The sequence below is a fragment of the Bradyrhizobium altum genome, from assembly GCF_020889705.1.
In the GTDB taxonomy this organism is placed as follows: Bacteria; Pseudomonadota; Alphaproteobacteria; order Rhizobiales; family Xanthobacteraceae; genus Bradyrhizobium; species Bradyrhizobium altum.
In genome coordinates, this window is the sequence record NZ_JACMYP010000084.1 from 1 (window position 1) to 24368 (window position 24368).

13 protein-coding genes and 10 pseudogenes are annotated in these 24368 nt (G+C 58.2%); 10 read left to right on the top strand and 13 right to left on the bottom strand.

What is annotated here, in order from left to right; genetic code table 11:
• Positions 1–817: 817 nt before the first annotated feature.
• Complete coding sequence (gene tesB / locus H8B02_RS20970; RefSeq protein ID WP_229167972.1) at positions 818–1678, top strand: acyl-CoA thioesterase II; 861 nt, start codon at positions 818–820, stop codon at positions 1676–1678.
• 1119 nt (positions 1679–2797) lie between these two features.
• Positions 2798–5260, top strand: coding sequence for a CaiB/BaiF CoA transferase family protein (locus H8B02_RS20975; protein ID WP_229167973.1), 2463 nt, complete (start codon positions 2798–2800; stop codon positions 5258–5260).
• Between the two features lie 386 nt (positions 5261–5646).
• Here H8B02_RS20975 and H8B02_RS20980 read toward each other — a convergent pair whose 3' ends face one another.
• The 5 genes and pseudogenes from H8B02_RS20980 to H8B02_RS20995 all read right to left on the bottom strand — a co-directional run bounded on the left by H8B02_RS20980 (position 5647) and on the right by H8B02_RS20995 (position 12424).
• Complete coding sequence (locus tag H8B02_RS20980; protein ID WP_229167974.1) at positions 5647–7335, bottom strand: MFS transporter; 1689 nt, start codon at positions 7333–7335, stop codon at positions 5647–5649.
• Positions 7336–7785: 450 nt separating this feature from the next.
• Positions 7786–8032, bottom strand: a pseudogene (locus tag H8B02_RS49010) (lyase family protein).
• A gap of 563 nt (positions 8033–8595) precedes the next feature.
• The gene (locus tag H8B02_RS20985; RefSeq protein WP_229167975.1) at positions 8596–9072 is read right to left on the bottom strand and encodes an Lrp/AsnC family transcriptional regulator; all 477 of its coding nucleotides are present in this window, start codon (positions 9070–9072) and stop codon (positions 8596–8598) included.
• Positions 9073–10130: 1058 nt separating this feature from the next.
• Positions 10131–10391 carry a hypothetical protein gene (locus H8B02_RS20990; RefSeq protein ID WP_229167976.1) on the bottom strand — a complete coding sequence of 87 codons (261 nt, stop codon included), beginning with the start codon at positions 10389–10391 and terminating at the stop codon, positions 10131–10133.
• 1556 nt (positions 10392–11947) lie between these two features.
• Positions 11948–12424, bottom strand: a complete 477-nt coding sequence (locus H8B02_RS20995; protein ID WP_229167977.1) for an Lrp/AsnC family transcriptional regulator — start codon at positions 12422–12424, stop codon at positions 11948–11950.
• A 782-nt stretch (positions 12425–13206) separates the two neighbouring features.
• Between H8B02_RS20995 and H8B02_RS21000 the strand changes: the two genes are divergently transcribed.
• From H8B02_RS21000 to H8B02_RS49300, 5 genes and pseudogenes are all read left to right on the top strand, one after another.
• On the top strand, positions 13207–14685 hold the full coding sequence (locus H8B02_RS21000) for an NAD-dependent succinate-semialdehyde dehydrogenase (RefSeq protein WP_229167990.1): 1479 nt from the start codon (positions 13207–13209) through the stop codon (positions 14683–14685).
• Positions 14686–14696: 11 nt separating this feature from the next.
• Entirely contained in the window at positions 14697–16094 is a 1398-nt protein-coding gene (locus tag H8B02_RS21005) for an aminotransferase (RefSeq protein WP_229167978.1), read from the top strand.
• A 110-nt stretch (positions 16095–16204) separates the two neighbouring features.
• Positions 16205–16759, top strand: coding sequence for a peroxiredoxin (locus H8B02_RS21010; protein ID WP_229167979.1), 555 nt, complete (start codon positions 16205–16207; stop codon positions 16757–16759).
• Between the two features lie 7 nt (positions 16760–16766).
• Positions 16767–17236 (top strand): annotated as a pseudogene (locus H8B02_RS21015) (carboxymuconolactone decarboxylase family protein).
• Between the two features lie 253 nt (positions 17237–17489).
• On the top strand, positions 17490–17798 hold the full coding sequence (locus tag H8B02_RS49300) for a hypothetical protein (protein ID WP_229167980.1): 309 nt from the start codon (positions 17490–17492) through the stop codon (positions 17796–17798).
• Positions 17799–17946: 148 nt separating this feature from the next.
• On the opposite strand, the pseudogene H8B02_RS21025 reads toward H8B02_RS49300, so the two are convergent.
• Both H8B02_RS21025 and H8B02_RS21030 read right to left on the bottom strand, forming a co-directional pair.
• Positions 17947–18294 (bottom strand): annotated as a pseudogene (locus H8B02_RS21025) (IS66 family transposase); the annotation flags it as partial.
• A 6-nt stretch (positions 18295–18300) separates the two neighbouring features.
• A pseudogene (locus H8B02_RS21030) lies at positions 18301–18450 on the bottom strand (IS3 family transposase); the annotation flags it as partial.
• On the opposite strand from H8B02_RS21030, the pseudogene H8B02_RS49375 reads away from it, so the two are divergent.
• Positions 18449–18910 (top strand): annotated as a pseudogene (locus H8B02_RS49375) (IS110 family transposase); the annotation flags it as partial. The pseudogenes H8B02_RS21030 and H8B02_RS49375 sit on opposite strands and share 2 nt — an antisense overlap.
• Before the next feature lie 161 nt (positions 18911–19071).
• Positions 19072–19231 (top strand): annotated as a pseudogene (locus H8B02_RS49380) (transposase); the annotation flags it as partial.
• On the opposite strand, the pseudogene H8B02_RS21040 reads toward H8B02_RS49380, so the two are convergent.
• The 5 genes and pseudogenes from H8B02_RS21040 to H8B02_RS21060 all read right to left on the bottom strand — a co-directional run.
• Positions 19168–19691, bottom strand: a pseudogene (locus tag H8B02_RS21040) (transposase domain-containing protein); the annotation flags it as partial. The pseudogenes H8B02_RS49380 and H8B02_RS21040 sit on opposite strands and share 64 nt — an antisense overlap.
• A gap of 74 nt (positions 19692–19765) precedes the next feature.
• Positions 19766–20110, bottom strand: a complete 345-nt coding sequence (gene tnpB, locus H8B02_RS21045) for an IS66 family insertion sequence element accessory protein TnpB (protein WP_027583889.1) — start codon at positions 20108–20110, stop codon at positions 19766–19768.
• A 170-nt stretch (positions 20111–20280) separates the two neighbouring features.
• Positions 20281–20406, bottom strand: a pseudogene (locus H8B02_RS49025) (transposase); the annotation flags it as partial.
• 128 nt (positions 20407–20534) lie between these two features.
• Positions 20535–20819: a transposase family protein gene (locus H8B02_RS21055; RefSeq protein ID WP_229167983.1), complete on the bottom strand. Its 285-nt coding sequence runs from the start codon at positions 20817–20819 to the stop codon at positions 20535–20537.
• A 263-nt stretch (positions 20820–21082) separates the two neighbouring features.
• The gene (locus H8B02_RS21060) at positions 21083–22192 is read right to left on the bottom strand and encodes a M14 family metallopeptidase (RefSeq protein WP_229167984.1); all 1110 of its coding nucleotides are present in this window, start codon (positions 22190–22192) and stop codon (positions 21083–21085) included.
• 1333 nt (positions 22193–23525) lie between these two features.
• Here H8B02_RS21060 and H8B02_RS21065 point away from each other — a divergent pair.
• Positions 23526–23883 (top strand): annotated as a pseudogene (locus H8B02_RS21065) (nitroreductase family protein).
• 177 nt (positions 23884–24060) lie between these two features.
• Here the strand turns inward: H8B02_RS21065 and H8B02_RS21070 are convergent.
• Positions 24061–24297, bottom strand: a pseudogene (locus H8B02_RS21070) (transposase); the annotation flags it as partial.
• Positions 24298–24368 lie beyond the last annotated feature (71 nt).

The following is a 24368-nucleotide window of genomic DNA, read 5'->3' on the forward strand; positions in this document are numbered from 1 at the left end:
GCAAGTCGAACGTAAGTGGTGGCGACGAGACCCTCCTAACTCGGAGCGGGTTTTGACCGGAGTTCGCGAGTTTGTGAAGAGTTTGGCATTGTGAAAAGTGTTCCGCGCCGACATCGCCGTGCCGGCTCGCAAATGCCATCGGCGGCATTGGTCGAGTCGTCGTCCTGCTATAGCCGATCGGGTTGGATTGCGACGTTAAGTTGTGCCTTGCCAAAGCCCCAAGCCGATCATCAGCCCAAGGTCGATATCGGCACACGGGAGCGTCGTCAAAGTCTATCCTCGGCCTAATTGCGACCGGGGTCGGGATCGGTACCGCGCAAGATCCAGCGCGCACAAGCTGCAACGCGACCGACGCTGCTATCTCAGTGGGCCGAGGATGACGACCAAGTTCTTCGTGGGATCAATTCATAGAGGCCGCGTTGAAGTGTCGTATGTTACAGTTCCTTATTTTTGAGAAGCATATTTGCACTGCTAGCCTGGATCGAAGTAAGAGGCTGGCCATTTCCAATGCGCGGACGGATTGTCGTCGGAATCAGCACAAACGCGCGGCTGCGCTGCTGTCCGAAAGCAAACGTGCGGTTTGTTTCATATCTGCAAGCGTGTTCTGAACGCGACGTTGTGCATGACCAAGCCGATGTCAGTCCGCGTCATCAGCGCTGGCCCAAATCCTGCAGCGCGCGAGCTGCATGGAAATGCGCGGCACAAGGGACCGATATGGCATTCTGGGACCGCTGGAAGAGCCGGCCCCGGCCTCTTGAGATTTTTCAGTTCATGATTGTGCCGTATTGCGGAATAACGCCAGACCGAAAGCACATCAATGTCCAAAAGCCTAGTCGACCTGCTCGCCATCCTAGATCTCGAACGGATCGAGGTGAACCTCTATCGCGGCAACAGTCCGAGCTCCAGTTTGCAGCGGGTGTTCGGTGGCCAGGTGATCGGGCAGGCTATGGTAGCGGCATGCCACACGGTGGAAGGTCGGCTGCCACATTCGCTGCATAGCTATTTCATCCAGACCGGCGACCCGGAGGTTCCGATCATATACCAAGTCGAGCGGCTGCGCGACGGTAAGAGCTATTCGACGCGGAGCGTCACTGCGATCCAGCATGGCAGCACGATTTTCTCGATCATGGTTTCGTTTCATGCTAGGGAGCGGAGCACTTTTGACCACCAGGATAAGATGCCTGATGTGGTGACGCCGGAAAAACTCTCCGCCGAGGAATTATCTAAGCAGCCGATGTTTCCCGAGCTGCCGGAACGCATCCGCCGTTATTATGAACCCGATCGCCTGATTGAATTGCGCCCGGTCGAGATCGGCCGTTATGTCGGTCAGAAGATTGACGACGGTCGCATTCATATGTGGATCAAAACTGCCGCGAAATTACCCAATGATCCTGCGTTGCACATGTGTGCGTTGGCCTATGCCTCGGATTTGTCGCTACTCGATGCTGTGGTGGCGCGCTATGGCCGCACTCTGTTCGACGGGCGCATGATATCGGCGAGCCTCGACCACGCAATGTGGTTTCACCGCCCATTCCGCGCCGACGACTGGCTGCTGTACTCCAAGGATTCGCCGAGTGCCCAAGGCGGACGCGGCCTCACACGTGGCCTGATCTTCAAGCGCGACGGCACGCTGGTAGCGTCTGTCGCCCAAGAAGGCTCCGTGCGCGAGCGGCGCTAAGGCTTGGCGTCCTCGCAAGTGTAAAGATTGTTTTGAGGCTCTGTCGTGAAACGAGGTTTACGTTCTGCTCCACGCTAACATGCAAGTATTTTCGCTTGCCCGGCATGAAAGCACATCGATTTCCATCGCTTCAGGCGAGCCGTGCATCGCGGCTTTTGCCCGAGAACAATCCATTAACCAACGGCGGCAGTCTGCTCAGTTCCCCGCCCGAGAGTTCAAGTGGGACCTCTCGATCCGTTCAAATCGGGCGATTGATGCAACGCTGTTGTGTTCCCTAGTTGGGATTTGACTGCGTCCGCGGCGAGGAGGAAGATGCGCGAAACGAGGGTTAAAAAAGGCTCGATATCGTCATCCCGAGGCGGCTCGAAGGAGCCAAAACCCGGAATCACAATATTAAAATTCATGAGGGGGCCATATCCCAGTCTGATGCCAGACCGGAGTATATCAAAGCTGATCGACGTGCTCACCATCCTCGACTCCGATCGGGTGAATCTATTCCGCGGCAACAGCCCGAACGCCAGCTCGCGACGGGTATTGTGATGAGCATTGGGGGCTTACCTTGCCTGAGAAGAGGAAAAACGAACCTATTAAGCCTAGCGGTATGTTGTACATGTACGCTCGATCGAGAGGGCGACGATTTTCGGAAGGCTAAAGCGCCTTTCTCCTTCGAGATGTTTCCAATTTAGGGGACGTTGAAGCGGCCGGCGGAACGGATTTGGACGACGCAATGGAGCTGGCGGTTGTTACCATGGCTCTCACGCTATCTGATTTGGCAGCTGTCCAAGCGAAGCTGCCGGTGGTTTAGTTTATTTGAAGCACGCTGCCGCTCGCAAGCTTTGTACAGAACGTCCAATTCGGGCTGATGTCGCTAAGCCGCGCTATCGTACCGAGCCGCCTGAGCGCCGGGTGCGTGTTCTTGACAAATGAACCTGGAGAAAGGCTTTGGATCCAGCCGACTCCGCGCTCCATCCCGCGCGCCCGCCTCGCATCAATCCCAAACACCTGTGCACACGTGCATCCGTGCATAGTAAGCAGCAAGCCGTTCGCGGCGTGGATAGGGAGGCATCGCCCGGCGATGATGTCCCGGAGCATCAGCATGGCTAGAAAACGGAGCTACCGATGGGAGTGTTATCGCATCTGCGAGTCATCGAGATCGGTAGCTCAGCCGCGACCAGCTATTGCGCGCGGCTGTTCGCGGATTTCGGTGCCGATGTTCAGAAAGTCGAGCCACCGGCAGGAGATCCACTTCGGCGCAGGGCGCCCCTTACTCCTGGTGGGCAGAGCGCTTGGTTTGCGTTCCTAAACTTCAACAAATCGAGCTTCGTCATAGATGGCATCGACGGCGACGCGATTCTACGGCTGACGGCACTGATCGAGGGGTGTGACATTCTGATCGATGGGCGCGATGTTGATCCCGCGGGTTGCCCGTCCGTTGACATCTCCGCGATCCGAAAACGGCACCCCGGATTGATCTACCTCGAAGCGAGCTGGTTTGGCCGCGAGGGACCCTATGCCGGTTTCACGGCAACCGATTCGACCGTCCGTGCGCTTGCCGGCCTCGTCAAGCTGGTTGGGTCGGTCGATGGCCCGCCATCGCACTCACCGGATTTTCAGACGGGTATTCTTGCCGGCCTGTGGGGCTTTATCGCGGGGGCGTCTTCGGCGGTTGCAGCAACGAGGGGGGAAACAGGGCGATCCTGGTCGCTCAGCATATTCGAGTCCTGCCTCGCCCTCAGCGAGTATCTCATGTTCGAGGCGTTCGAGCATGGCGACGTGATGCGCCGGATTGGAATTAACCGGTTCTGGCCGAACTTCCCCGCCGGCATCTACGAAACTAAGGAGGGTTGGCTTGGCATTACGGCAGTTACGCCGGCACAATGGCGCTCTTTCTGCGACATGCTCGGCTTGCCAGAAATGCGCGATGATCCAGCTTTGGCCCTCAACGAAGATCGTCTGCAACACATGGAGCAGATCGAGCAACAGTTCATTCCAAGGCTGAAGACGCGGACGGCACAGGAGTGGTTTGCGGAAGGGCTAAAGCGCAAGATTCCGATAGTCCCGGCAGCCGAAATATCCGATCTACTCCAGGACGCGGAGAAGAAGGAGCGCGGCGCTATCGTTCCGGTCCTGCTTGGCGAAGAAGAGTGCCTGACGGTTGGCTCCTTGCAGCGGTTGACGTTGACGCCGCCCCGCCAGGGCGGAAAGGTTCCGGCTCCTGGCGAGCAGCAGGCCTTCGCGAATTCTCGCAGACGCCAGACCGGCACTGCATCTGCGTCGTCCAGCCGCGCTGGCGGGCTGCCATTGCAGGGAATTCGCGTCATCGACTTTTCGATGGGCTGGGCGGGTCCGTTGTGTACGCGTACACTCGCGGATCTCGGTGCCGAGGTCATCAAGATCGAGGCCATCCAGTATCCAGACTGGTGGCGCGGCATTAACCGGCCCGCTGGTTATGCAGCCGGCCAGATGTACGAAAAGGCGGTACGCTTCTGCATGATGAACCGCAACAAGCGTGGCATTACGCTCGACTTGAAGAGCGAGCAAGGCCTGGTCCTTGCCAGACGCCTTTTGGCGGGGGCCGATATTGTTGTCGACAACTATTCGGTCGATGTGCTGCCGAATCTCGGGCTCGGCTACGACGTGCTCAGACCCCTCAATCCTCGGCTTGTCATGATGTCGATGTCAGCCTTTGGCACGAACAGCGTCCGTCGCGATTGCCGGGCCTACGGCTCGACCCTCGAGCAGGCTTCGGGGTTGCCGAGCGTGATCGGAAACCCCGGCCAGACGCCTGTGATGAGTCACATCGCATTCGGAGATGCCGTCGGTGGGTTGAACGGCTGCGCTGCAGTCCTGGTTGCGCTGATTCACGCCCTCAACACCGGGCAGGGACAGTTCATTGATCTTTCGCAGATCGAATGCATGATGCCCTTTGCGGCGCCATGGATCACTGTCCATTCGATCGACGGTACGTCACCGGCGAGATATGGCAATCGACATCCGCAGTTCGTGCCGCATGGCTGCTTCCGGTGCGCGGGTGAGGACAGCTGGATCATAATAACGGCGACTGGTGCAGACATGTGGCAAAGGCTTGCCATCCTTCTTGACCGGCCGGACTGGGCCGTGGACGTGTCGCTCAAATCTGCGGAAGGCCGCCGCGGCATCGAGAATGTTATCGACAGAAGCATAGAAACCTGGACACTCGCCCGCGATGCGGATCAGGCCATGTCTGAGTTGCAGGCTGCGAGGGTTGCGGCTGGCGTGGCGCGTCAGCCAATTGACCTGCTCAATGATGAGCATCTCAGGTCGCGTGCGTTTCTGCAGGAAATCGAACGCGATTTCATTGGCTTGCACCCTCAACCATCGATGCCGATTCGCGAGGGTGCAGGGCCCTACCCGATCCGCATAGCGGCGCCGACGCTGGGACAACACAACGTAGAGATCTTATCAGAGCTCCTAGGACTCTGCGACGCCGAGATCGCGCTCCTGGTGACGGAGGGTATCATCGGTACGGCGATGCTCGTCGAAGCGGATCTCGCTAAAACAAGGCAAGTGCAACCAAACCAACAATTCGGCCTGCGCCGATAAAACAAAACCTCAGCTAAGCCGATGGAAAAATCTCCGCCTATCGTGAGGACATGTCCAGTACTGCAATATCGCATCGTTCTGCCTTTGGCGATACCGTCACCTCGCGCATCGCACTGACTCTAACAATGACTTGATCTGCTCCGGAAAAGTGAGGAGATTTCTAGGAAACAGCGTTTCTTGGAAGTTTGACGATAACATCCACATGAGCGCCAAGAGGTCCAACGTTGAGCACAGCAGCGGCGAGATATTGTGTTCTGGGTTCGCAGCCCGCTTGCGCGCGACAACATCCACCAGCTCAGTGTATCGTGACCAGACGCGCTTCGGTAGGCGCTGCCGCGAGTTCCGCTTCAATCGGAACCAACAATCTCTTGGTCGTCAATAGACGATCACTGGTGCGTCTCGCTGCGCTTGCAATCAAAGGGCGGAACCTCGTTTTCACCACGGTCTGGCACGTCTTCCTTCCAGCGCACTGATCCGAACGGGCGCTCCAACATGCGGCGGACGCGCACCGGGTCGGGGCCGATGTGGAAAGCGGCCACTTGGTGATCCAGCGCGCGGTCGGATTGGGTCCAGCGGTTGCGCTGGCGTAGGTAATCCAGCCAGGTTGGGCAGTGATAGCGCTCGGTCCACAGCTCGGGATCGGCAATGTTGCGCGCAATCGACCAACCGTAGGCGCCATTGCGTTGGCGCGATAGCTGTACTTCCTGCATCATGTTGTGAAAGGCGCGCGCATTCTCCGGTGTTACACGATACTCGGTCTCCACCACTAGCGGCCCGCTGCGGTCGGTGAGCGGCAGCCGCACCTCGGGATCGGGCAGCACCTCGACGTCCTCGTCGCGGACAATAATGCGTGGCATGCGTAGCCACAGCCCAAGAAGTGGCGAGAGCAGCATCAGCCCGGCCGAGCAAAGCAGCGCAGTTTCAACTCCAGCGGTATCTGTCAGACGGCCCCAGCCCCAACTGCTGAAGGCGATGCCGCCCGAGTATGCGGCTTGATAGGCCGCCAGCGATCGGCCAGCCACCCAGCGCGGCGCGGAGAGCTGTGCGCCGATATCGAGCAACGTGAACGCCACCGTCCACACCGCGCCGGCCAGGATCAGTGCGGTTGCGGTTAGAACCGGATCGCGGCTCAGTGCCGCGGCCGTAGTCGCGCCGGCCATGGAGAGCATGCACGCACGCATAGCGGCTTCGCCACTCATGCGCTTGCGCACTTCGCCGATATTGATTGCCCCGATAACGGCGCCAAAACCAAAGGCGCCGAGCATGATACCGTAGGTCTGCGCACCACCATTCAAGAGATCGCGCGCGACGAGCGGCATGAGCGCCGAGATCGAACTGCCGACCGCGCCGGTTACCACGGCGCGGGTCAGCACGATCTTGATCGATGGAGAATTCGTGATGTAGCGCACCCCCGAGATAATCGCGCGGCTTAACTGTTCGCGCGGCAGCCGCGACGGTTCCGCCACCCGTTTCCAGAGGAACAGCGCGATCATCAGTGGCAGATAGAGTACCGCGCTGAGCGCAAAGGCTGCGACCACACCCCCGATTCCTACCACAACACCGCCGATCGCGGGCCCAAAACTACGTGCGATGTTGAAGCTGATTCCGTTGAGCGTAACCGCCGCCGGCAGCGTCGCGGCCGGCACCTGCTCAGAGACGGAGGATTGCCAGGCCGGATACATCAATGCAGCTCCGCTGCCGACCACAAAGCAAAGGACCAACAACAAATTCGGAGTGGTGAGATGCAGCCACTGGAGGGCAGTTAACGCGGTCACGCCGCAAAACGCGATCGAGAGTGCAACCAGCGCCACGAGGCGGCGGTCATGCATGTCGGCGATGGCGCCGGCAGGCAGCGCGATCAGCATCACCGGCAGCGTCGTTGCGGTCTGTACCAGTGCCACCTTGTCAGCAGACGATGTTATCTCCGTCATGGCCCAAGCCGCTCCGACTCCTCGGATCAGGATGCCGAGATTGGACAACACGCTTGCCAGCCAGATGTACCGAAAGGCGATATAGCGGAGTGGCGCAGTGACGCCACCAACGCTGAACGTCTGGAGCTTGGGTTGATCAGTCATATCCCTTCATGCCTCACCTGCAATGACTTGCTATTCGACCCCGATCAGGGATGATCCGGCGAGCTTTGCCGCTGACAGCAACCTGCGCGTTTCCCCGCCGATGTTGTCGAAATAGCAGCGTCGTCATTCTGTTGAGCGCGATGGTGCCCCGCGGAGCAACTCGGTGCAACATAAAGCGCTGATTGAAAGAATCTCCCAAATCCTTTGACCGCTCTGTAGTGTTGCCTTCGCGACATCGGACACGCGCTCATATCCGATCTGCGGGGGGCAGAGCCATTACGATAGCAGTGCTCGCCTCTAGATGTTCGCGACATCGCGCCACATTGGCTGTTGTCCCGAGAATACACTTTCGCCAGGACTCGGGCGTCGTTTGTCGGAGGAGAAACAGATTGTAACGTACTGTACGCGATCACCGCCTCAATTACGTTCAACTCGAGCTGGCTGCCCGTGTTAATCTGCGCCGATCACCTGGAAGGCGACTTGATTAACTGCTTCGGGAATAGCTGGGTTGACCTTGCCGGACATTAGAGATGAGCCTGGCTGAGGCCGGTAGATTGATTTCCGCCAAGCTATGAGGTCCGCTCGAGAGCACTCTCAGATCATTTGATATGTTAGAGACCTTTGTCGCCAAGCGCTTCAGGATCCCCGAAAATAAGACGAACAATCCCGTATCCCAGCATGCCTTCAATGGCCGCAAGGAATGGAATCCGAGTCAGCCGAGAGAGCTTCCTCTGATCCGCCTTTGCGTTGATTCAGTAACGATGGCGGTGCCGCCGAGATTCACCCCATAGAGAGACGAGTTCTTCCTGCCGTACCGCATCCTCTCGTGTCGTCGTCGCGAAGGCAGCAAATTGTTGGCCGAGAGTCAAAGGAACAGCGCCCTGCAATGTGTGCGGCTCAATTTCACGCGCGGGCGAACTCCGTTCCTTTTTGTCCACCTCATCCGCAAGTTGGCGGAGCTCTTGATCCTAGAGGTAGACGCGCAATCACAGTGTCACGGCTTGTGCGGCCGCAACACGCTCACGCTCGATAACGGCCTTGCGGTTGCTGGCGACAGGTTTGCAAAGAAAGCTCGGAGCGAGTCCGACGCGATATTCGGGGATCTTAATCTCTGTTAGATCTGAAAAGAACATGACTCAGTCTGAGCGTTGACAACAAAGATAGAGTAGAGGGAGTCGCAGTGAGGATTTCTTGCATTCTACGCAACTGAGTGACGAAAAAGCGCGCGAAAGCGTGAATCCAGGCGGTAAGTGACTCGGATCAACCTTCGGACGGAACCTCAACTGGAATGGCAAAGCCAGCCTTCACCCGGTCCATTATGACCATCGTCTTGAAGCCCTTGATGTCCGCATTCTCATAGAAAAATCGCCTTGTAAATTGCTCGTAATCCTCCATGTTGCGCGCAGAAACGTATAAGACGAAGTCGGCTTCGCCGGTGACGTAAAATCCATTGACGACATCAACTGATGATTTGATGGCCTTCTTGAACCTATCGATTATGTCTGCGCGCTCCCGCTCCAAGCTCACTAGCACAAGCATTTGAATAGATCTTCCTACGGCCTTCGGTGAAATGATCGAAACATCGGCCTCGATGATGCCTTCCGAACGGAGCCTCTTCAGCCGTCGTTGGCACGCCGTAGCGGAAAGTCCGGCGAGTTCGCCGATCACCTCAGAGGTCAGGCGGTTATTTTTTTGTACGATCTCGAGAATGCGGGCGTCTATTCGATCGTATTGCACAGGCTATGCTCCAGATGAAATGCGTCGCAGAATGCCTGTTTAGCGCAGGAAGCTATCCGCTAGACCGCAGAGTACGTCGAGAATATGTTTGTCATATTTGTATCCTGGATGCTTACCGAATTCAATTCATCTACGAGGACTTTCAAAGTGGGCTCTCAAGCCGGGCGGCACATCAGTGCACTCTTGCGCTGCCAGGGATCTGCAGGAGCGCCGCCATCACGATTTCGTCGCGGAGTGCGCGCTCGTCGACGGTCACCGGGGAGCCCGCGAGCAAAGAAGCGAGGCGCTGTAATCGATCTGCCTACTTGGGATGTGATCGCGGATGTTCGTCGCAGTGCTACGGGCGCGATGGCTGCAGCTGAATGATCGATTGCTGCACGCGACAATTATTGCCGGCGAGGCGCGGGCAATCCTTGGGTCTGGGGATCTTTGATGCGCGATTATTCCGAAGAGCTCGCGTCGTGGTGAGGGTCGAGCAGGGAAGGTCGTTCCCAAGGCGTCTCTCGAGACCCTGACGGCACGCTTCCGTCTGTCCGTTCCACGCATCACTCGCACTTGGGCGCAGGCGCGGCGCGTTGAGATGGAGGCGCGTCTTTCTAGGACAACTCCCCTTTGCAGCCGCTGGGTGCAGAATGGGCACAGAGCGCGCACCAATCCCTCATTGAATTATTGCGAATGCTGCGGGTTTCCTGATGTATTCTTGAGGTCTGAATCAATCCAGTCACTTCCGTCTGCCCGATAGCGAAGCTGCCCCTCGAGTTCGACGTGGCGAGGTTAGGCAGACTGCTATGAAGGCCGACTCGGGCGCCAGATTCTCCACCCAAGCTCCCGCAGCTATCTCCGAGTGGAGAAGTCGAGGCGTCCGAACGCGGCATGGAGTTGCGGCCGGGCGACACCTCGCATTCCGAGAGAGTGTGGGGGCAGAGATCCAGAAGCATAGCGTCCCTTTAAGGCCGAGATCTCAGCCGAGATCTCAAATGTGGCCCCGTGCAATGCGAAGCCGCCCCGGCGGCCAAAGCCTTTATCGGTTCAGTCGCAGCCTCCGGCCGGCCCCAAGGCTATGCTGCCAAAAGTGGGATGCGCGCATGTGCGCTGAAAAAGTTGCGCATACCCGGTCGAAGCAGAATTGCGGCGCGAAGAGGCTCGACATCGGAGAATTTCTGCTTCGGTGAGCGGTAATATTTGCTTGAGAAGTTGGCGGCGGCCTGAGGCTGGAAGTCCACGACGTTAACAACAAACTCGATTTCGACCTTTTGTAATCTCCACGCCAGGAACGCGGTTGTGGAGGCGAGTCCTGAGCCGATGGTGCGGATCCGCAAAGGAGAGTGGAATGTTATGTGCTGCTTGGCCCCACGTGAAGGGCGATCTCGGATCCACACGGCGAGGCGCCGCGGTATTCCTAGACGGTCTCGATGGCATCCACGGAACCGGCGATCGGCGGAGCTGGGTCGCAAGATGGACAAACATCGGTGACGCTCACTGCCTTGTTGGTGACCTGAATATCGAAAAGGGGGCTTTCGATGAGGCGTCCGAAGCGTGGCTTTGCGCGCTAACTGCTTTTGAAGTTGCGAGGCGGCTGATTGAAGACGAAGGTTCACAAGCCGAAGGTGTTTTGGCAAAAATTGAGGCCAGCCTTCAGAGGTTCGGATCTTTTGAGGGGAAGGTGGAGCGAGTACACATTACGTGTTCCGATCAAGCCGGCATTCTAGCCTATTACGTGCGCGCCGCGGGTCGCGAGTTATGCGCGCCGGCAGTAATTTGCATCAGCCGGGAAGAAGAAACGGCCGCGATGCTGCTCGGAAGGATACTGCCCACCGTCGTCGGTCGCGGCATATCGGTCCTCGTGGTCTCTCACGACGACGTCTCAAACCACTGGCCCGGCCAATCGGAAATCTTGTTAGCTAGCTGTTTGGATTATTTGTTGGTTCGATCCGACGTCAGCACTACTCGGATCGGGATCTATGGAGAAGGATTGTCGGCTGCGCTAGCTACTGATTTTGCTGTGTCTGACCGCCGTGTTGCTGCGGCGAGTTGCGACGGCGGCCTTTGGTCTTGGGCTCGGACGCTTGCGTCTGTCGGCTGGATGACACGGACTGCAAATGGACTGGGCGAGAACGTTTTGTCGTCGCATCGCTTGCGATTGATACGACGGTTGAGATGTCCAGTTCTCGTGGTAGCCGGTGGCCGCAGTATGGTCAGTGCGGCGGAAGCAATCAAACTACAAGCTGACTGCACAGAGGCACGCATTGACTTGGAGGTGACCATGCCGCGGATAGCCCGGACCCCTGCGGGGGAGATCGAAAACTTTGTAACTTCCGACGATAGGGTCTTCGGATGGCTGGAACATAAGCTCACTCGCAGTTTGGCTCCATAGCTATCGCCCGCACAGCAGGGTCTAGTGACCGCTAATAGTCCCCAAGGCGCTTCCGATCAACGAGCTCGGCACCGGTCGAATTGCAACAGGACTTCTATCTGCCAATGCGCACTTTTTGAGATGCCGATCCGCTATTCATGGCGTCGCGGCGAAGGTGGGCGCCGACGGCGTAGGCGTGTCAAATCGGGGCGGATGTACCTTGGAGAGATCCGTTGCGCCAAGCGAGGTGCTTTGAGAGATCGTCGATGTGATCGCCAACCAGATCACTGCAATTGCGGATACTGGCGTTCAACTGGGCCGGGATCTCTAAGCCTTGCGGCGGTCGCCGGTGCAAGGTGACAGTGGTTCACTGTTCATGAGCTTATTATGAGCTTAACACGATTGTGGATCTGCATTTCCTCTCCTCAGCTCGAGCGTTCTGACAGGCCAGTCGAGTAGGAAACGCCGGGCTGATTGCTTGCGTTTGTGAAAACGCGCAAGCACCCGACGGGGGGCACCGCATCAGACCTCGGGCGGCACATCAATTGGAATGGCAAAACCTGCTTTGACCCGGTCCATAATAACCATTGTCTTGAAGCCCTTGATGTCCGAGTTCTCATAGAAGAACCGCCGCGTGAATTGCTCATAATCTTCCATGGTCCGCGCAGTGACGTAGAGAACAAAATCAGCGTCGCCGGTGACGTAAAATCCATTCACGACATCAGCTGACGATTTGATAGCCTTTTTAGACTTGTCAATAATATCTGAGCGCTCCCGCTCCAAAGTCACCAGGACGAGTATCTGAATTGGCCGTCCTACCGCCTTCGGCGAAACGATCGAGACGTCGTCCTCGATGATGCCTTCCGAGCGGAGTCTCTTCAGGCGGCGTTGACTGGCGGTAGCAGAAAGCCCTGCCAGCTCGCCGTTCACGTCGGAAGTTTGACGGTTGTTCTTCTGCACGATCTCTAGGATGCGGGCATCTGTACGATCGTATCGCATAACGGGCTCCGGCATTGAGGAGAGTTTCGCCGCCACATGCCCCCGCGATGCAGGAACCGTCCGAGCACAGGAATTGCGACGCAGATGCGTTTGCAATAGCAGTATTTTGAATGCATAGGAAATTTCACGGAGCCATGGCGTTCGCAACATGAGTCCGTTTGGTGAGGGGCGTCTGCGAGCGCTGCATTCCGGCCAGCTCGTTGGTGGGCCATGGTTGTCCGCTAGGTTGCCGGCGAGCATCGAGAGATCGTCGACCGCAGATATGAATCTGCTTTTCGCGCCGACTGGGCCATCTACTCCACGCTGGTGGCGCTGCCTCCACTGAAGAGCATGCAGTTAGCGGGCTTCGCGCTGCGAGGCTATCAACTTCGGTACCACCACCGCGCCGCGGGTTATGCTGGCCATGATCACCACCCCCTATTCGGTTTGCCAATCTCGTTCGAAAGCGCCTAGCGGCATCGAAGCAGAACTTTGTCCATGCGGAAACGCATCAAGCCGGGCCCTTGCTCAGTGCGGACATCGAACAAGAGGTTTGACCAGCGCGCTTACGGTGAAGACTCTTTTCGAGAAGGGGGCATTCGATCGTATTGCACTGCGGCTCTCGACTCGAGGGGAACTTCGCTGCCAAATGTCTGGCGATGCAGGAAATCGGCGAAGCAACGGTGAAATGCGATGCAAATATGTTTGCTGCAGCGGTATGTTGAATGCACAGGCGGCTTAAACAACTACTGCGTGAGACATTTGACATGGCCTCTCAAAATGTTTGGCACAAAAGCCCACATTTGATCGCTCTTGCTACAAGGCACCTGAAAAGTCTGCATCGTCGCGATTTCGTTGCGGGAGCCGCACTGATCGATGGCCACTGGATTGGGGGCGAGCAACGAGACATCGTGGTCGATCCGGCTACTGGGGACGAAATAGCGGATGTTGCTCGTTGTAGTGCTGCGGATATGGATCGCGCGATCGCAGCAGCCGACCGATCGTTCGGTGCGTGGCGCGAACTATTGCCAGCAAAGCGGGGGGGGATTCTTAGGTCTTGGGCGTCGTTGATGCGCAACTATTCGGAAGATCTTGCTGTGCTGGTGACGGTAGAGCAGGGAAAGCCGCTCGCCGAAGCGCGGTGCGAAGTTGCCTACGGTGCTGGATTTCTTGAGTGGTTCGCTGCTGAGGGTGAGCGCGCATACGGTGAGACGATCCCGAGCCACAAGGCTGGAAGTGTACTTCACGTGCGAATGCAGCCGATCGGTGTCGCGGCCGCGATCACTCCGTGGAATTTTCCTGTCGCTATGATCACACGAAAGGCTGGAGCGGCTCTTGCCGCTGGTTGCCCGATCATAGTGAAGCCTGCTCCCGAGACGCCGCTCTCTGCTCTTGCAGTAGCAAGGTTGGCCGAAGAAGCTGGAGTCCCGCGCGGCGTGGTTCAGGTGCTCGTTGGTGATCCCGTCGTTCTGTCCACGCCTTTGTTGCGCGATACAAGGGTGCGTGCTCTTTCGTTCACGGGGTCTACCCAAGTTGGCCGGCTGCTGTTGGAAGGAGCGGCGGAGACGGTCAAGAAGGTGTCGCTCGAGCTTGGAGGGCATGCCCCCTTTCTCGTCTTCGACGACGTTGATCTTGACAAGGCTGTCAAAGGTGCGATGGCAGCAAAATTTGCTACATCGGGGCAGGATTGCTTGGCTGCCAACCGCATCTACGTGCAAAGGGGCGTCTATGGCGCCTTCGTCGAGACGTTTGCGTCGGCAATCGCCCGGCTCAAGGTTGGTCACGGCTTGGAGTCCACAACGGATATCGGGCCAATGACGAAGCTCTCCGTCGCCAACAAGTGTAGGGCTCACATCGACGATGCTGCGGCAAAGGGGGCGCGGGTCATTTCCGCGAAACAAAACTCGCGGCTCGGACCAAACTTTGTCCCTCCAACGCTGCTAAGCGATGTCACGGACAGCATGCTCATCGCCCGCGAGGAAACTTTTGGTCCGGTGGCCGCAGTGCTTCCGTTCGACTCCGAGGAGGAGGTCCTTGCCAGGGCCAACGCAAGCGAGATGGGGTTAGCTGCGTACGTTTACACCGACAGCCTGCGTCGGGCGCTCCGACTTTCCGAGAGCATCGAGTACGGCATGGTGGGCATCAATACAGCTTCGTTCACGGGACCGCCCATTCCGTTCGGAGGATGGAAGCAATCGGGACTCGGTCGCGAGGGCTCGCGACACGGGATCGATGAATTCATGGAACTCAAATACATCTGCTTCGGCGATTTGGCGGCTTAGGAGAATTCGGTATGACTGAACTTAGGACCATCGCTGAGCTCGATCGCTCGAGTGTCCTTCATCCTTTCACACAGCTCAAGGAATATGCCAGCGGCAAGAACGGGGATCCCACGATCGTCAATAGAGGTAAAGGAATCCGAATCGAAGACGCGCATGGGCGCAGTTACATCGATGGCTTTGCTGGCCTTTACTGTGTAAATATCGGATACGGCCGGACCGAAGTGGCTGAGGCCATCGCACGGCAGGCTTACAAGCTGGCATACTACCACACCTATGCGGCCCATACCACCGAAGAGCTTGCGACCCTGTCTCATCGTCTCGTACGAATGGCGCCGGGTAAGCCAAGCAAGGTATTTTTTGGTCTATCCGGCTCAGACGCCAACGAAACCCAAGCTAAGCTTGTTTGGTATTATAACAATCTTCGCGGCCAACCCAAGAAGAAGAAGATAATCTCACGCGAGCGCGGCTATCATGGCTGCTCGGTCATTTCCGGTTCGATGACCGGTATGTCCTTCTACCATGATCATATGGATCTTCCGTTCCCAGGCATTTTGCACACCGGCGCACCGCACCACTACTGGGGCGCTGAGCCGGGTGAGACGGAGGAGGCCTTTTCTTGCCGGCGTGCGGCCGAGCTTGAAGAGCTGATCGTGCGAGAAGGGCCGGATACGATCGGTGCCTTGATTGCCGAACCGGTGATGGGTACGGGGGGCATTACCCCGCCTCCTGCTGGCTACTGGCGCGAAGTTCAGGCCGTGCTCAGGCGTTACGACATACTTCTGATCGCCGACGAGGTAATTTGTGGATTCGGTCGAACCGGCGCCGACTTTGGTAGTACGCTATACGGGATCGAGCCGGATCTTGTGACGGTCGCGAAAGGGCTGACATCCGGATACATGCCGCTCTCAGGTGCCATTGTCGGTGAGAGGGTCTATGCCGTCATGGAGGATGCGGCCGATCGAGTCGGAGCATTTTCGCACGGCTACACCTATTCCGGCCATCCGATTGCGGCGGCTGCTGCTAATGCAGTCCTCGATATCGTAGAGAGGGAACGACTGAGCGATCGCGCACGGATCGTCGGTTCGCACTTCCAAAAGCGACTCAAGGAACGGTTCGCACAGCTAGAAATAGTTGGTGAAGTGCGAGGCGTGGGCTTACTCGGCGCCGTCGAATTCGTTGCGGATCGCCAGACGAAGCGCCGATTTGATCCGGAGCTCAAGGTGGGTGCCCGCATCTCGAAAGCTGCCCGTGATCGGGGGCTTATCGCCCGCTCCATGCCCCATGGGGACATTCTCGGTTTCGCTCCACCGCTTGTTGTATCCGAGGGTGAGATCGACGAGATTGTTGATCTGGCCTACCGGGCGACCAAGCAAGTAATGGACGAACTCGCGAAAGTCGGTAGGAAATAGTTCTAGTATCCCGCCGTGTAGCCGCTGACTGGCACATCATCTTGTTTCTTGAGCGGATGCCGACAATCGCACGTGAGTTCTCGCAGCGTCTAGGAATGGTAGGACAAACTATGCGTGGAATTGGAAATAAGCTGCCATCGTTTGAAGTCGTCGGCGTGAAGCCCGGATTTCAGCTTCAGGAAGAAAAGGGGCAAAGCGCGTTCGAACCGCTGACAGAGCAGAGCTTTCCGGGCAAGTGGAAGATTATCTTCTTCTACCCGAAGGATTTCACCTTCGTCTGTCCGACGGAGATTGCCGAATTCGCCAGGTTATCAAGGGACTTTGCGGACCGCGACGCCGTGGTGCTCGGCGGTTCGACAGATAATGAATTCTGCAAGCTCGCCTGGCGGCGCGACCATAAGGACCTGCATCGCTTGCAGATCTGGCAGTTTGCCGACACCACGGGGTCACTGGTGGACGGCCTCGGCGTGAGGTCGCCCGACGGCGTCGCCTATCGCTATACTTTCATCGTTGACCCCGATAACACGATCCAACACGTCTATGCGACCAACCTCAATGTCGGCCGCGCGCCAAAGGACACGCTGCGCGTGCTGGATGCGCTGCAGACTGATCAACTCTGTCCCTGTAACCGCCAGATCGGCGGGGAAACGCTAAACGTGGCCTGACGTGCCGATGTTAATCGACGATCTGTTGGGCCAGATACCGGACTTCGCCAAGGACGTGCAGCTCAATCTCTCGTCTATGCTCTCTGACGAAACACCCAGCGTTCGAAGCGCTTGCGGCGAAGAAGCTGACGCGCGGCGGCAAAGGGGGCAGCATCCGTGATGGCCATGAACAACGTCTACTACCGTTTCGTGCACCTTGCGTCCAACAGGGAATACCGCGCGATGCCGGCGCGCCTACGCATGAACGTCATTGACAATCCGGGCGACGATAAGGTCGATTTCGAGTTGTGGTCGCTCGCGGTCTCTGCCATCAATGGCTGCGCCGCCTGTATCGATGCGCATGAGAAGGTGGTACAAAACGCGGGAGTCATAGCGGCGACGATTCAGACCGCCGCGCGCTATGCCACGATCATCCAATCGTTTGCCATAGCGATAGAGGCAGGCGGAGTAGCGCGGGCGGTCCCCGAAGTAGGGTAGGCTATCGCATGGACGAGTACAGAGAGAAGGAAGTCGTTGTTCCATCTGGCCTGCAGCATTTTGTGGCTGGTGCGCGCAGGACCTGGCGTGGCCTGCAGGGCATTGATGGCCAGCTTGCGGATGACAGCGAGATATTCGGCGGCAGGGTCCTTGCGACTGCGGCAAGCGTCCTCGTCGAACAGAACGTCGCGCGCACGACGTCGAGCAGCTTCCCGGCCGACAGCAGGCGCGAGGCCAAGAAGTATCGGGCCGTGTGCTTGGTGGCCTTGCCGGCATTGGCGCGTCAACTGTCGATGCGGCCGACGGCGGCGATAGCGGGGAGGCCGTGTTGCTTTGCCAACTGGGTGCCGGCGCGACGGCCGCGATTGCTCTTGATGGCCAACACATAGTGGCCCTTCCGGTCGCGGATGGCCTGCGCCGTGTCGGGCCGGCAATGCAGAGCATCGGCGGTGACAAGAGCGCCTTCCAGATCGAGCAGGGCGAGGACTTCGAGAACGCCATCAACCTCGTTGCGATTGGGGCCTTACCAGCGCCGTGCGAGTGGCCGCCGCCGAGACATTGACCATATGCAATGGCGTAGCCTGTCGGCCGCGCATGAAGGCCCTGCGCGGGGCCTTGCCGTCGATGCTGACCGCGCCCTTGACGCCGAAGCTCTTGCTGAACCTGCGCAAACTGCTTCCAGACCCTTCGTAAGCGGCAAGCTGAGGCCGTCACGCGGCGTGGTTCCATGGCATAAGCGCGTCGATTTCGTCGCTCGGCCAGCCGCTGGCGATACGCTGAAGCGTTAGGGTGAGCCAGGCGAACGGATCGACGTTGTTCATTCTCACTGTCTGCAGCGGTGTTGCGATGGTCGCCCAGCTTCGTCCGCCGCCGTCGCTGCCCGCGAACAGGCTGTTCTTTCTCGTAATTGTCTGTGGTCTGATGGCGTGTTCGACGATGTTGGAGTCGAGCTCGATGCTGCCGTCGGTCAGGAAGCGTTCGAAGATGGCACGCCGTGAGACGGCATAGCGGATCGCCTCGGCCAGTTTTGATTTGCCGGAGATCTGCCGCAAGGTCTGCTAGTCATGCAGCGTCTGCGAGGTGCAGCCGATCTTGGCCGCAATCGATGTCACTGCCGCCCAGCGCCAAGGGTGCTCGCCGGCATGATCCAGAACCATCCGAACCGCACGGTCCCCGACCTCAGGCGAAAATTTGTTCGTCGTCTTGCTCGTCATGGCTCCATCCTCTCAGGAGTTGGAGCCTCCGGCAAACCCGGGGCGGTTCAGCCAGGTCCACGGAGCTGGGCAGGGGAGGACCGTTCTGCGTAAGAAACTCCACCGTGGCAGATTGCTTGAGTTTTTCGCGGAGTTGCCGAGGTGTGTGGTCGCGATGGAGGCCTGCGCCAGTGCCCATTATTGGGGACGGGAGATCGGTAAGTTCGGCCACGATATCCGGCTGATCCATCCCTCGTACGTGAAGCCCATCGTTAAACATCAGAAGAACGATGCACCGGATGCCGAAGCGATCGCCGAAGCCGCGTCTCGACCAACGATGCGCTTTGTCGGCGTCAAGAGCGCCGAGAAGCAACTTCCATGGCGTTCAAGGTTCGTGATCTCTTGGTTCGATAGCGTACACAGGCGATTAACGCCTTGCGCGGGCATCTTGCGGAATACGGGTTGATCGTGGCTCAGGGCGTGAGACATATCCCCCGATTGGCTGAGCTCCTGGCAACATATCCGGACCTGCCTGATCTGGCTCGCAGCGTTTGCCAAAATCTCTCGAAGCATGTGGAATCTCTGTCGGAGCAGGTTGCAGAGCTGGAGAAGGGACTGCGGGTGCGCGCGAGACAGGACAAAGTCGCCTCTCGTTTAATGACCATTCCGGGAATCGGCGCAATCTGCTACAGCGATAGAGGCCTTGGCGCCGTCGGCGGAGACCTTTTCCAAGGGGCGAGATTTTGCGGCTTGGGTTGGTCTCGCGCCCAAACAGACTTCCTCTGGAGGCAAAACCACATCCAGGCGCTCCGACACGTCCTCGCCGATCAGCACCCTCTGCTTGCCGGCATGCTCAGCCAGCTCTTGCGGCTCAATGACAGTTTCGATCCGTTCCAGACGGGGCGCAAAGCCCTTGCGCCGACGCGGTGCACGCTTACCATCCGCTTGCGCACGCCCCTTGCTGACCTGGGCCTTGATCGCAGCGATGCCGGTCTTGATCTCCTCGAAGACGAAGGCCCGCTGTTCATCGTCGCCGTTCGCCGAGCCGAGCTTTTCGATCGTCGGCCGAACCGGGCGCGGTCGAAGGCCTTCAGGATCTGCGTCAGCCGCGCGATGCGCGCATCGGCATCGGCGTTGCGGGCCTTGAGATCGGCGACTTCGCTCTCCAGAGCATCGGCGCGGGCCGCTTTATCGGCCATGGCAAGCACCATGGCCTTCGGCGTCTCTACGTCACTCGGGAGGCTGAGATCGGGCCGCGTCATTGGCCCGACCAGAGCACATTTTGCCCCGGTTCTCTTGCCCTTTCAGCTCACTGATTCACTTCGCCGCAGTGCTTTTACCCAACAATCTCCGGCGGCTTGACCGCCGCGGTCCGGACCCGCTTCCAGTCCATCCCATCGACCAGGGCCATCAACTGCGCAGCATTCAGCTGCACCCGATGATGTCCGATCCGCGGCCAGCAGAACCTCGCCTTCTCAAGCCGTTTTAAATAGAGGCACACGCCGGAGCCATCCCACCATACGATCTTTATTCGGTCGGCCCTTTTCGCCCGGAACACGTAAAGCGCACCGTCGAACGGATCTGAGCCCGCATCGCGCACCAGCGCAACAAGCCCATCGATACCCTTGCGGAAGTCGACTGGATGGCTGGCCAGGAACACCTTCACGCCGGAGGGGATCATGCCGAACGTACCGCCCGGATCACCCGCTGCAGCTGCGCCTCGTCGACGTCCACGCCGGCGCGCACGATCACCTCGCCAATGGCAATTTCGATCACTGCGCCTGACAAAGACGCCATCTCACCCCCGCAACTCGAGTGCCGCTCGCGATAATATCGTTCCGCCCGAGCATCACGGCGCCAGGCAAACAGCTGCGAGGGGTGAATGCCAATCCGGCGAGCGATCGCCGATACGCTCGCGCCAGTCTCCAGCGCCTCTGTCACGACTTGGGCCTTAAACTCGTCCGACCAGCGTCGGCGAAGCTGCCGCGGGCTCCCTCAAGACGGTCGGCGACGGCTTCAATCATATGGAAGGTTCTAGTTCCAGAACTAGGCGCAGACATAGAAGCTCACATGGCTCAAAACCTCAGCGGCCAATAGCCGATCGCTCAACCACTCCGCCAGACGGCGTCTCCTTGCCGCTTATGACCCTTCGGGGCCAGCGCACGGAAGACGTTGCTGAACGCGTCGTGGCTTGGGACGCTGTGCCTGAGCTCCAGGAACCACCGCAACAGCTCCTCTCGGTCTTTGCCGAAGAATTCGAACTCGGTGCAGGTCTTGGCGCCAGCCAGCGTCGCCGCCAACTCGATGACGAGGATCTCCACCAGCTCGTGTCGAACATTGCTGGCGCGCGGATCCTTGAGCAGTCGAAACGCGCGTTTGAGTTTGCGCATTCTGGTCTCCCTTGGGAATCGAGAGATACCTAAAGAATCCAGTTCCACTCGCTTGGCAATCTCTCCGGGGCCATATGTGATTCCCCTACCGTGTAAGGGGATGAGCGAAGCTGGTACCGGATTGAGAGAGGCCTGCACCTGATGTGCTCACGAGGGAAGCGCGTACGGACGAAGCGCTCCAAGTCACGTATAAAGGATGCGGCAATTACTTCCGAAACTCAGACTATCGGAGGTAACCTCTAGCGAGAGGCGACAGCCGAGCTTCACAGTCGTAAGCCCTCAAGCATCTGTCTGTGAACCTGGCGACTCCGCCATAGTACCATTTCCTTCCAATCGAGTCTGTCAGGATAGAAGTGCTGCCTCACACGGCGTCGAACCTCAAAACCAAAATCTGTTTCGATCTCTGTTTGACCATACGCGTACAGCCAATGATCCGTGCGCAATGCTGGACGGCCTGCCTCCGAAGGATAGGTTCCGAACTCTAAGCAAACGTAGATGTGCCGATCGCCGAGGAGCCGCTGCCAGTAGTCATCCTGCGTGCCATTGAGTACAACAGCCGATGAGGTACCAAGATCAGGCGACGTGACCGTGGGGCCAAAGATCTCACGCGCCCGTTCGTACCCTGACATACCCGATGCCTGCTCGCATTGTAGCTCACCATAGCCGTAAGGCCCCAAGCCCGTGTGATAGTCGACAACTAAAACAAACCGACGAGATCCTATATCGTAGTCTGACACGATTCGTTCGAGTGTTTGACGTGCGACTGTAGGGCCGAAACCACCGAAAAACAGCCCTGTTGGATGTCGGTACTGTCCACCAGTTCGCGCCTTTCGGTAAGCGAGGTCACCGTGTGCTGCACGAAATGTTTCTATGGCAGCGTCGGCAGCGTCCACAACGGGTCCACTCACCTCACGCGGCACAAGACAATCCGCCAGTAAGTCGTACGCTTCATTGGGCGGTAAGGGAGCCGTGAAATCAATAAAATTTCGATTGAGGTCGCAACCTTCTTGCGTGACGCGCCGATCCCAGGCGAACCCATATGGATTGATCGCATGGATCAGCAAAATCGCCTCGTCAGATCCGAGTCTCTCGTAACCACGCCCAGCCAGCCAATCGAGCTGCGCAGCGGAGCCGCAATACCCTTCGACGCCATGCGTCGCCGATATCATAACCCCCACATTTGCGGCGCTCGGGTCACCGAACCAAGCAACATCCGTCGAGAGTCCTTCTCCGCAAGGTCCGCAGGCTGGCGACGGATAGACTGCGGCCTCGCCAACGCGTGCGTCGTCGAGATAGTTACGAAATTTTTGACGAGCTTCGAAATAGTTAGACGCGAAATGCTTCTTCGCGGCGTCGATAATCTCATCGTTCATCGGCGTTCCAATCATTTTTCACAGTCAAAGTGCGAGATACATCGCCTTCCGCTTCACAGCAATTGCACCGGGTGATAGTGACTCCCCGCTCACTCGAGTACAACGCAGTCTTCGGCGCTTGCGTTGGCACTGCGCCGCCCCGTGAGAGATGTTGAATTTCATCAGCATGTCGCGCGAATGCGGCTTCCTACGCCCGCTTGTTGAGTATGAGCATTGTCTCATGCGGGTTGTCTGTCACTACGTCCGAGCAGCACGACGGCAATGCGCGCGCAGTTTGCGATGCAATTTACGAAGCATGGCACGCTTTGAAGCCCGAATTTCCCTAATTTACGCCCTGATGTGGCTGAAATTCTGCGCCTGATTGGCGAGAGCTGGTGCCGCAATAAGCCCGCGGTGTCGCAGAGTCCCAATACGACAACTCTCGCTTCACGAGCGAGCCGGCGCCCGAGAGGCGAACTGATCGGGTCGAGCGCGCCATAGCCGCTCAGACCATGAAAGCGACTTCGGTGCACGCGATGGAAGTAGCGTTCCTATAAGCCTTGTCGCGGCTGGGCAGCATCCAGAATTACGAAGTTCAACGAACTGTATCGGTGTACGACACAGCGGAAATTCCCAATGAGCTTTCGATTGCCGACATGACGCAAGGATAGAGAGGCGCTCTCCCGACACGCAAGCGTCGGAGTCTTCGGATCGGGCCTCCGCTTTAATGGCCGGAAATATCCGCGCTCGCTTGTGCTTGGGCGCGGCGTGGTTAACTTCGCCGATGGTGAACATTGGAGGCGTCTGCATCTTGCAACATCTCGTCAATTCCTGGCGATTTTCATCGTCTTTATGCATGGCACCTCTTTACAGTCACATGAATGTGCACACACAGCAATCTTGTTCTGCGTCAGCTGGAGGAAACGTCTTCTGGCTCGGACCAGCGGCAAGCACTGCTTTCGGCGATCGAGTGCGATCGCAGTACTAACACCACGGCGGGCGAATTGCTTTTGGAGGGACAATCCTCACGCCAGAGCAATTGAGCGCGAAATCGCTATTCAGGTTACAGTCATGCGCAATAGGTTTCACTGCGCAAATGGTAAGGGCGACGACGCCCGATCTCCTGTGTCCTGTACACGTAGGGCAAGGTTAACGGATCGGTCGAGGATCGCTGAGTAGACAACAGAAGCCCACCCGAACAGCGGAATCACATAGACTGTTAAGACTCGCAATAGGTCGCTGCACACCGCTGTCTACAGTGCTCGCTTCCTACTGCCACTTGCTTACTTGGGGCGCAAGCGCATGCCTATGTCAGGTATGAAATGCCCGACGGCCAGCCGAGGAGGAAAGCTCCGTGCCCGACGCCATCGAACTCCTGAAAACCCGCCGTTCAATTAGGCCTCGCGAGATGATGGAGCCCGGCCCATCGCCGGCCGAGCTCGATACGATCCTGACCATCGGTGCGCGCGTGCCGGACCATGGCCAGCTCGCGCCCTTGCGCTTCATCATTTTCGAGGGTGAAGCGCGGATGCGCGCCGGCGAGGTGATCGCGCGCGTCTTCGCACGCAAGAATCCGGGTACGCCGGCGGCCGGTATCGAGGGCGAAAAACGGCGGCTCGCCGCTCGCCGGGCTCGTCCATATCGGCAAGCCGATCAAGCTGAGCGAAGACCGCCCGCGCCCAGCGCTGTCGGAAATTGTGACGGGATTCTAACCGACTTCTCTCGTCGATGGAAGGTGCTTCTTCCGATACTGATAGGCGTACGGTACGCGACTTCTCCAACCGCCGAATGTCTCGCGACATAGACTGCGGTGACGTCGAGATCTTCGTGGAAATATTTGACGTCAAGTGCATCTGCTCGCGCGGCTTCTTGTCTAGAGCATATTCCGATCACGTTGCGTCGTATCCTGCGGCGGCGAGATAGTTTCGACACTCGTCTGGCGAAGCGGTTGATTGCGGTGGCGATTGCTCGCCAAAGATCTGGCATCGAGCGCGCGGCGGCGGCGCGCAACAGCGGCTTTGGAAAAGGGCCATTTCGATCGGATTGAAGTCGGGACTATACGGCGGAAGATAGAGCAGGCTCGCTACGATCGCTTGGATGGCCTCTCGCACGCCATGAACTTTATGGAGCGGGCAAGTTGATGGGGTGGACGCCCCCTCACGGCATCGCTGTGCTTGACCATCACTTGAACGGAGGC